At 69.2% G+C, this 3190-nt stretch carries 3 protein-coding genes; all 3 read right to left on the bottom strand.

The features are described 5' to 3' along the window. Positions 1–1025: RluA family pseudouridine synthase (locus ACT84W_RS06425; protein WP_444328608.1), on the bottom strand; the 1025-nt coding region annotated here is incomplete at its 3' end. Next, the gene (gene lspA, locus ACT84W_RS06430; protein WP_444328609.1) at positions 1026–1544 is read right to left on the bottom strand and encodes a signal peptidase II; all 519 of its coding nucleotides are present in this window, start codon (positions 1542–1544) and stop codon (positions 1026–1028) included. It lies immediately after the preceding gene. 4 nt (positions 1545–1548) lie between these two features. Beyond that, on the bottom strand, positions 1549–3190 hold a 1642-nt coding region (locus ACT84W_RS06435; protein ID WP_444328610.1), incomplete at its 5' end, for a class I tRNA ligase family protein.

Below are 3190 nucleotides of genomic sequence, written 5' to 3' on the forward strand. Positions count from 1 at the left end.
TCGTCGCAGCCGAGCAGCGGGCAGATCTGCTCGCCGGCCTCGGTGCGCCCCATCGAGCGCTCCTTTATCTGTTCAAGTATAGCGAGTAGGTCCTCGGGAAGGCGGTCGCGACGCTCGATTCGCTCGCCGGTCGCGGGATGGTCGAAGCCGATGGTCCAAGAGTGGAGGAATTGACGGCGCAGCCCGAGGTTGGCACGGTCGTCCCCGCGGCCGTAGAGCTGATCGCCGACGAGCTGGTGGCCGACGTGGCGCATGTGGACGCGGATTTGGTGGGTGCGCCCGGTGTAGAGGTGGCACTCGATGAGGCTGTAGCCCTCGTCGCGACGCCCCGCCTCGAAGCGCTCGAGCGTCCGGTAGGTGGTGATGGCCTCGCGCGCGCCGGGCGCGTCGGAGACCGTCATGCGCAGGCGGTCGCGCGTGGAGCGGGCGATGCCCGTGACAATGGTGTCCTCGTCGCGGGCCATGTAGCCCTGGACGAGCGTGATGTAGCGGCGGTCGAGCACGCGCATGCGGATGAGGTCCTGGAGCGCCTTCTGGGTCTCGTCGTCCTTCGCGGCGACCATGAGCCCGGAGGTGTCCATGTCGAGGCGGTGCACGATGCCGGGGCGCTCCTCCCCCTGGAGCATGCCGAGGTGCCCGTAGCCGCAATGGGCCACGAGGGCGTTCGCCAGGGTGTCGTCGATGTGCCCCGGGCTGGGGTGGCAGACGAGCCCCGCCTGCTTCGAGATGACGAGCAGATGCTCATCCTCAAAGCGGATGTCCAGCGGGATGTAGGGGTTGGGGGCCAAAAGGCCGGGCGCCTCGGCCGCGTCGGGCTCGTCTACCTCGGCGCGCACCCGGTCGCCGAGCAGGACCTTCTCGGACTTGGAGGTAGCGGGGCAGGTGTTGATCTGGACGGCGCCGTTCTCGACGAGCTTCGCGCAGGCGGAGCGCGAGGGCATGCCGTCGGCCGTGGCGAGGAAGGCGTCCAGGCGCATGCCGTCGGACTCGGGCCCCACGAGCAGGTTCACGATGCGCGCGGCCATCTATGCCTCCGCTTGGGCGGATTCCGCCGCCTCGCGGGCGCGGTCCCAGCGGCACCACAGCACGAAGGCGACGAGGACGCCGCAGGTGATGAAGATGTCCGCCACGTTGAACACGGCGAAGTCCATGAACGTGGTGGCAAAGAAGTCCGTGACGCGGCCGGCGACGACGCGGTCGATCGCGTTGCCGATGCCGCCGCCGGCAACGCAGCCGAGCGTGGCCGCGAGCGGTAACGGGAGGGTATCTTCCTTGTACGCGAGGACGGCGCAACCGGCGGCGATGGCGACGGCGATGAGCACGAAGAGCAGCCCCTTGCCCTCCCCCATCGAGAAGGCCGCGCCCGTGTTGTACACGAGGCTCAAGTCCATCACGTGCGGGATGAGCGTCACGGGGCTGCCGAGGACGAGAGACGCGCGCGCCCACACCTTGACGAGCTGGTCGAGCGCGACCACGAGGGCCGCCGCCCCGGCGAGGGTGCCGAGGCGGCGGGAGACGGGCGTGGTTTTGAGCGGCGCGGCCAAGCGGCTACTCCTGGGCGACCACGGCGTCGTGGCAGCGGCAGCACAGGCCGTCGGCGCCGAGCTGGCGGTAGTTCCAGCAGCGCGGGCACTTCTGGCCGTCGGCGGGAGCGACGGAGCAGGCGAGCTCGTCGCCCACGGAGACCTCGACGGCGGAGCAGACGAAGACCTCGGCGAGGTCGACGCCCGCGAGCGCCTGGGCGGCGTCGGCGGTGAGGGTCAGCGCCGCGCGCGCGGCCTGGCTCGTGTTCTCGGTGACGGCGCCGGACTCCTTGGCCTCCTCGAAGGCCTTGGTGAATGCGTCGCGGGCGGCCGTGAGCTGCTCGTAAGCCGCGAGCTTCTGGGCGGCCTCGTCGGTGGTCCAGGGAGCCTGGTACCAGTCGAGCAGCGCCGCGCGCACCTGGCCGTCGCGCATGGAGGCGGGCAGGAAGGCCATGGCCTCGTCGCAGGTGAAGGCGAGGATCGGCTGGAGGTCGTGGACGAGCATGCTCAGGATCTGCGCCCAGACGGTGAGCGCGCTGCGGCGCTCGAAGCCGTCATTCTGGCCGCAGTAGACGCGGTCCTTGGTGGCGTTGAGGTAGCCGTTGGAGAGCTCGGTCACGTAGTCGTAGAGGTTGCGGTAGACAACGTTGAAGCGGTAGCCGTCGTAGGCCTCGGTCACGGTCTGGTGGACCTGGCACATGCGGGCGAGCGTGAGCTGGTCGTAGGCCGTGAGCTCGTCGAGGGCCACGGCGTCGGTCGCGGGGTCGAACTGGCCCTCGATCTCGCCGAGAAGGAAGCGCAGGGTGTTGCGGATCTTGCGGTAGGCCTCGCCGACGTGCGCGAGGATCGTGTCGTCGCAGGGGACGTCGTTGGAGGTGTCGACGGAGGCGACCCACAGGCGCATGACGTCGGCGCCGCGGGTGTCGCACTCGGCGTTCGGGTCGATGACGTTTCCGAGGGACTTGGACATCTTGCGGCCCTGGCCGTCCAGGGTGAAGCCCTGGGAGACCACGGACTTGTACGGTGCCGTGCCGTAGGCGCCCACCGAGGTCATGAGCGAGCTCATGAACCAGCCGCGGTGCTGGTCGGAGCCCTCGAGGTACATGTCGGCCGGGAAAGCGAGGTAGTCGCGGTGCTTGCACACGGCGGTGTGCGAGACGCCGGAGTCCCACCAGACGTCGAGGATGTCCTTGTTGGCCTTGAGGTGGTGCCCGCCGCACTTCGGGCAGACGCAGGCGTCGCCCAGATAGCTCTCGGGCGCGTCGGTGAACCAGGCGTCGGAGCCCTTCTCGCGGAAGAGCTCGATGACCTTATCGAGCGTGTCGTCGTTCATGACGGTCTCGCCGCAGTCCTGGCAGGTGTAGGCCGGGATCGGCACGCCCCAGTTGCGCTGGCGGGAGATGCACCAGTCGGGACGGCCCTCGACCATGGAGCCGATGCGCTTGATGGCGTGCGCCGGGTAGAAGTCGACGTGCGAGAGCGCCTCGGTGGCCTCCTCGCGCAGCGAGCGGCCGTCGGTCATGGGCTTGTCCATCGAGACGAACCACTGGCTCGTCGCGCGGAAGATGACCGGCTGCTTGCAGCGCCAGCAGTGCGGGTAGCTGTGGTTGATGTCCTCGTGGAGGATCAGCGTGCCGCGCTCGCGCAGCCACTCGATGATCTTCGGG

The organism is Paratractidigestivibacter sp. (assembly GCF_052362415.1).
Classification (GTDB): Bacteria; Actinomycetota; Coriobacteriia; order Coriobacteriales; family Atopobiaceae; genus Paratractidigestivibacter.